This is a genomic window from Luedemannella flava, assembly GCF_039528515.1.
GTDB lineage: Bacteria > Actinomycetota > Actinomycetes > Mycobacteriales > Micromonosporaceae > Luedemannella > Luedemannella flava.
In genome coordinates, this window is sequence record NZ_BAAALT010000018.1 from 1 (window position 1) to 6,360 (window position 6,360).

A 6,360-nucleotide genomic window follows, 5' to 3' on the forward strand; every position below is an offset into this window, starting at 1 on the left:
AGGAGGCCCGCCCGCGCCCGCGCGGTCAGCGCCCGCCCGGCGATCGACGTGTAGCGGCCCGCCTCGCCGAGCGCGACGGCCCGGTCGGCCTGCGCGTACGCCGTCTCGTGGTCGCCGAGATCGGCGTGCGCCTCGGACAGCCCGATGAGCAGGTACGCCTCGACCGGGTTGTCGTTGGCCTGGCGGACCAGGTCCAGCGCCTCCGCGCCGCGCTCGATGGCCCGCGTGGGCGTCCCGTCGGCGCGGTCGACGTCGGCGAGCGTCTCGATCGCGATCGCGAGCTGGCGGCGGTGGTTCGTCTCGCGGGCCAGATCGATCGCCGCCTGGGCGAGCTGGCGGGCGGTGTCCAGGTCGCCGCTGTCCAGGGCCACCTCGCTCAGGCACCGCAGCGCGGACACCTCCCCGTGCCGGCTGCCGATCTCCCGGTGGATCGCCAGGCCCTGCGCCACGTACTCCCGGGCCTGCGCGGGGTCGCCCAGGTCGCGCAGCGTCTGGCCGACGTTGACCAGGGTCACCGCCTCGGCGCTGCGCGAGCCCATCCTGCGGGCCAGCGCGAGGGACCGGTGCTGCTGCTCCAGCGCGTCGCGCAGCCGGCCCAACTCGGTGTACGCCGCGCCGAGGTTGCCCACGAGCACCGCCTCCATCGGCCCGTTGCCGAGCTGACGGCTGAGCTCCAGACTCCGGGTGAGCTGGGTGATCGCCGCGTCGGGCTGGCCCGACTGCCACAGCGCGATGCCCAGGTAGCCGGTGGCCCCCGCCTGGCCGGCCAGCCACCCGCACCCGACGCTGAGCGCCAGCGCCCGCTCGCCCTCCCGGATCGCGTCGGCGAGCTGTCCGCGCAGGCCGTACATGTGGCCGAGGCTGAGCCGGGCCGCCGCCTCCGCCATCGGGTCGCCGGCCGCCTCGGCCGTGGTGAGCGCGATCCGCGCGGAGCGTTGCCAGTCCACCATGCGCATGGTCAGCCAGTAGTAGCCCCGCAGCGCGTCCGCCAGGCGCCAGGCGATCTCGCCGGGGCCGTCCTGCGCGGTGTGCACGATGGCGGCCGCGAGGTTGGCCGACTCGGCCGCGAGCCACGCCGACGCCTCCGTGTCGTCGGCGAACGCCACGTGCGGCGCGGTCGGGTCGTCGGGGTCGGGCAGCCGCACGGTCTGCGGGTACAGCATCGTGGCGGCGGCCGCGCAGTGGCGCAGGTAGTGCGCGTAGAGACGGTCGGACGCCGCCGCGCGCGCGGGCGCCGGGTCCTCCCGGGCGCTGCGCTCGGCGGCGTAGCGGCGCAGCAGGTCGTGGCAGCCGTAGCGGTCCGGCCCGACGCGCTGCACCAGGTGGGTGCGGACCAGGTCGTCGAGCAGCGCGGTGGCGTCGGACCCGAGCAGCGCGGAGGCGGCGGCCGCGTCGAGGTCGGCGCCGGGCACCCGGCTCATGAGCCGGAACAGCCGTCGGGCGGCCGGCGACTGCGCCTCGTACGACAGGTCGAACGCCGCCCGTACGCCCACGTGCGGGTCGCCCTGGATGTCCAGCTCGCCCATCCGGTCGCGCAGGCGCAGCGAGGCGACGTACGCGGCGATCGTCGCGTACCCCTGCACGGTCAGGTTGGCGGCCGCGATGCGCAGCGCCAGCGGGAGGTACGAGCACAGCTCGGCCAACTCGGCGGCAGCCGCCGGCTCGGCGGTGACCCGGTTCGCGCCCAGCAGCGTGACCAGCAGCGACGCCGCCTCGTCCGCGCTGAGCACGTCGACGGCCACGCGGGCGGCGCCGTCGCGGGCGACGAGGCCCGCCAGGTGGTCGCGGCTGGTCACGATGACCAGGCAACCGGGCCCTCCCGGCAGCAGGGGCCGGATCTGGTCGGCGTCGCGGGCGTTGTCGAGCAGCACGAGCAGGCGCCGCTCGGCCGTGACCGTGCGGAACAGGCTGGCGGCCTGGTCCACTTCGGCCGGCACCCGTTCCGGCCGTACGCCGAGCGCGTCGAGCATCCGGGCGAGCGCGTCGAGCGGGCGCAGCGGCGCGCTGCCCGGCGCGAAGCCGCGCAGGTCGAGGCTGAGCTGACCGTCGGGGAAGTGCCCCCGGTTGGCGTGCGCCCAGTGCACCGCGAGGGCCGTCTTGCCCACGCCCGCGGTGCCGACGACGGCCGTGATGACCACGGCGCCGGGCTGCCCGACGGCACGGCCGCGGGCGGCGTCGAGCTGGCCGAGGTGCTCGCGCCGGCCGGTGAACGCGCTGACGTCGGCCGGCAGCTGTGCCGGCACGGCGACGGCCGCCGCCACGGGCCGGGTCGCCACCGGGGTGGGCGGGGGCGGCGTGCCGNGCCGCCACGAGCCGGTCCGCCACCGGGGTGGGCGGAGGCGTCGTGCCGGCCAGCCGCGTGTCGCCGCGCAGGATGGACAGCTGCATCTCGGTCAGCTCGGGACCGGGCTCCAGGCCCTCCTCGTCGGCGAGGAGCGCGCGGTAGTCGCGGTAGCTCTGCAGCGCCTCGACCTGCCGGCCGCCCCGGTAGAGGGCGAGCATCAGCCGGGCCCGCAGCGCCTCCCGCATCGGGTACGCGCGCACCAGGTCCGTCAGGTGGTCGATGAGCGGTTCGTGGTGACCGGCCCGCAGCTCGATGTCCGCGAGGTCGGCTACGACGGCGAGGCGGCGGTCGGTGAGCCGGGCGCGGGCCGCGTCGACGAAGGCGCCGCCCGCGTCGGCCAGCGGTTCGCCCTGCCACAGCGCGAGGCCCTGGCGCAGCAGCGCGGCCGCCTGGCCGTCGTCGCCCCGGTCGGCGACCCGCTGGGCCTGCGTCACGCACCGGTCGAAGCGGCCCAGGTCGACGTCGTCGGCGTCGACCACGAGCCGGTAGCCGAACGATCCACTGTCGAGGGTCGCCGTGGCGTCGGCGGCGCTGAGCATCCGCCGGATCGCGTGCACCGCCATCTGCACCTGGGATTTGGCGGTGGGCGGCGCGGCCCCGCCCCACAGTGCCTCGACGATCGTCGGCAGCGAGACGGCCCGGCCCGCCTCCAACAGGAGCAATGCGAGCAGACCGCGGCTCTGTGCCCGGGCGACGGTGTGCCGATCGCCGTTGCTGACCAGCGCCACCGGTCCCAGCACAGTGAAGCCCACGGCCTCAACGTAGTGGCGGCGTCCACCGGTTAGTTGGGCGGGTTGCCCGAACGCATAGCGTCCGTATAGCGGCGCTACCTAGATTGACAGGGGTAACGGTGCTCAGCCAGGGGTTCCGGCGACGGGGCCCGGCTGAACGGGGGTCTGCTGAGCGGGGTCAGGGGTCGGCCCGGTGCAGTGGGCAGGTGCCGTGTGGCCGGCCCGGCGCGAACGCGCCGGGCCCCACCGCTTGTGGACGTGCTACGCGTTGGCCGTCGACCGCGCGGCGTTGCCGCTCGCGAGCTCCGTGAGCTGCGCCGCGATCGCGGCGACCTCGTCGGCGGCGCGTTCGGCCTGCTCGGCGGCGGCCTGCGCACCGTCCGCGACGGCGGCCACCTCATCGATCGCCCGCGCGATCTCGACGGCGTTCAGCCGCACGGCGCCCGCGCCGTGGGCCATCGCGGTGGTCGCGGTGCCCTGCTCGCTCACCGCGTTGGCGATGCTGGTCTGGTGGCTCGCGATCGACTCGATCATCTCGGTGAACCCGCCGACGAGGCGCACCGCGCGGTCGGCGTCGGCCTGGATGCCCTCGACCCGGCGGATGATCTCCTCCGTGGCCTGCGCGGTCTCCCGGGCCAGGTCCTTGATCTCGCCGGCAACGATGGCGAACCCCTTGCCGGCCTCGCCCGCCCGGGCCGCCTCGATGGTGGCGTTGAGGGCGAGCAGGTTCGTCTGCTCGGCGACGGCGGTGATGGTGCGGATGACGTCGCCGATGCGTCGGCTGGACTCACGCAGCCGGTCCACGCTGGCGGCCGCCTCGGTCGCGCCGCCGACGGCCTCCCGCGCGGCGGTGGTGACCTGGCTGGCGCGGGCGTCGACCTCGCTGATCGCGGTGCGGATCTGTTCGGTGCCGCTCGCGATCTCGCCGATGTCGCCGGTCACGTGGTTGGCCGACGCGGAGATCGCGGTCAGTTCCGCGGCCGTGGTCTGCACGGTGCCGGCCATCGTCGCGTACGCGGCAGTCGACGCGGCGGCGGACGCGCGCGACTGCTCGGCGGCGGTGCGGATGCCCGTCACGGTCGTCCGGACGTTGTCCATCATGGTGTTGAACGCCTCGGCGAGGTGGCGCTGTTCGGACCGGCCGAAGGCGGTCATGCGCGTGTCCAGGTCACCGTTGGCCGCGGCCTGCATGACCTCCGACGCGTGCGACAACATGCGGTTGATGAAGCGCACGGTCATGAAGGCGAGAAACGCGGCCAACGGCAGACACACGGCCGGGATCCAGATCGCGAGCACGCCGAGGGTGTCGAGCCGGGCCCGTTCGGGCGTGCCGGTGGCGAACTCGTCGGCGGCGGCGCCGACCGCCAGTCGCAGCACCACGGCCAGCGTGACGTAGGTAATCATGACCATGGCCAGGCCCAGGTAGAGCCGGTAGCGGGGCGCGATCGCGTCAGAGATCCTGTGCATGGTCACTTGGCCTGTTCTGCGGTGACGGAGAAGGCGGTGGTCAGGTCGACCAGGTGCGCGGCGGTCGAGGCGATCTCGTCGGCCGCGTGCCGGGCGTCCATCGTGGCGCGCCGGGCGCGGGCGCCGGCGGCCACCAGGCCGCTGACGGTGTTCATGATCTCGGTGGACGCGCCGCGCACCGATTCGGCGCTGTCGGCCATGGTGACGGTCGCGTCCGTCTGCCCGCGCACGGCGCTGGCCATGGCCGTCTGGTGGTTGGCGATCGAGTCGATGACCTCGCCGAACTCGTTCACCACGCGGACCGCCACGGCGGTGTCGGCCTGGATGCTCTCGATCTGCTCGGTGATCTGGTGCGTCGCCCGGGCGGTGGCCTGGGCCAGGTCCTTGACCTCGCCCGCCACGACGGCGAAGCCGCGGCCGGCGTCGCCGGCCCGGGCTGCCTCGATGGTGGCGTTGAGGGCGAGCAGGTTCGTCTGCGCGGCGATCTCGGTGATGGTCTGGATGACCTCGCCGACGGAGACGCTGGACTCGCGCAGCCGGTCGACGCTGGCCTCGACCTCGCCGGCGCTGGTGACCGCGGCGGCGGCCGCGTCGGAGACCGAGGCGGCGTTGGCGTCGATCGAGGCGATGGAGGCGCGCATCTGGGCAGCGCCCGCGGCGATCTCCGTGACGTCGCCGGCCACCCGCGTGGTCGCCGACGAGACCTCGGCGAGCTGGCCCATGGTGGACTCGACGGCCGTGGTCATGGAGGTGTTCGCCGACTCCAGGGCGGTGGCGGCCGTGGTGAGCTTGGATGACGCGCAGTGCAGGCCGGAGACGGTCGCCTCGAGGTTGTCCATCATGACGTTGAACCCGCTCGACAGGTCGGCCAGTTCGTCCGAGCCGCGTACGTGCATGCGCTGGCTCAGGTCCCCGGCGGAGGCGCGCCGCAGCACGTTGGTGGCGTACCGCAGGGCCTTCACGGTGTACAGGAACGCCGTGATGAGGAACCCCAGGGTGATCGGCAGGGCCGCCACGGGCAGCCAGAGCGCGATGGTCGCGGCGAGCCCCAGGCTCGCGCGGCCGTCCGAGTCCATGGGCAGGGCCTCGGCCAGGCTGGCGGCCGTGGTGTGTCCGACCACGGCGAGCGTGACGAACGAGCCGATGACGAGCAACATCAGGATCGCCATCTGGACTTTTGGTCCAAGCCGATCAACAAGCGAAAGCATGTGGTCGCTACCTCCGACCGGTCCGTTCGGCCGGCCGCGGGCGGACTTTAGGAGGCTCACCAATGATCCGCAAGATCGTGTTTGTTCGGTATGTACCATTTTCTAGCTCGACTCCTGAATGACCTGGCTGGCATCGGTGTCGGGACTTCGGCACGTCGATGCACCGGCGACTGCGGCCTGGGAGGTCCCTGGTAATTCGTCGCCAGGACTTGGCGGACGCGGTCGGACGCCTCACTCTGGTGATCGTTGAGCGGTAACCCTCACCGCCGTGCCAGATTTCGGAGCACCCCCATGACCGAACCGACCACCGCCCCGGACGACAACCCCGCGCCGGTTCCGGCCACCGAACGTGCGTCGCGCCCCACCGCACGTTGGCACCAGCGCCGGTTCCCGCTGGTCGCGATGGTGGGCGTGCTGCTGGTGGGCTGCTTCCTGGGCGCGGGCGTCACCGCCTTCGGCGCCCTCGTCGTGTCGCTCGTGCACCACGGTCACGACGACAGGATGGAGCGTCGCGGTGACCCCCGCCCGCACCGCGTGGAGCCGTGGGGCGGCCGCGGCGAAGGCCCGCGCGGCTTCGGCGGCCAGCGCGGCCCCGGCGGCGGCCACGGCC

Annotated in this window: 4 protein-coding genes and 1 pseudogene; 1 reads left to right on the forward strand and 4 read right to left on the reverse strand. The window is 74.1% G+C overall.

Annotation, left to right across the window (positions count from 1 at the left end):
- From ABD211_RS04640 to ABD211_RS04650, 4 genes and pseudogenes are all read right to left on the reverse strand, one after another.
- Positions 1-2,243, reverse strand: a 2,243-nt coding sequence (locus ABD211_RS04640; RefSeq protein ID WP_344126550.1) for an ATP-binding protein, incomplete at its 3' end; no start/stop codon positions are given.
- A gap of 187 nt (positions 2,244-2,430) precedes the next feature.
- A pseudogene (locus ABD211_RS33840) lies at positions 2,431-2,907 on the reverse strand (AfsR/SARP family transcriptional regulator); the annotation flags it as partial.
- A gap of 429 nt (positions 2,908-3,336) precedes the next feature.
- Entirely contained in the window at positions 3,337-4,542 is a 1,206-nt protein-coding gene (locus ABD211_RS04645; protein WP_344126552.1) for a methyl-accepting chemotaxis protein, read from the reverse strand.
- A 2-nt stretch (positions 4,543-4,544) separates the two neighbouring features.
- A complete protein-coding gene (locus tag ABD211_RS04650; RefSeq protein WP_344126554.1) occupies positions 4,545-5,711 on the reverse strand; it encodes a methyl-accepting chemotaxis protein in 1,167 nt (388 codons plus the stop codon).
- A 330-nt stretch (positions 5,712-6,041) separates the two neighbouring features.
- On the opposite strand from ABD211_RS04650, the gene ABD211_RS04655 reads away from it, so the two are divergent.
- The coding region (locus ABD211_RS04655; protein WP_344126556.1) for a hypothetical protein at positions 6,042-6,360 on the forward strand (319 nt) is incomplete at its 3' end.

Excerpts from the sequence above, each read along its gene's own strand:
- ABD211_RS04650 (WP_344126554.1), bottom strand. The coding sequence starts at position 5,711 with ATGGCGATCCTGATGTTGCTCGTCATCGGCTCGTTCGTCACGCTCGCC.
- ABD211_RS04645 (WP_344126552.1), bottom strand. The coding sequence starts at position 4,542 with ATGCACAGGATCTCTGACGCGATCGCGCCCCGCTACCGGCTCTACCTG.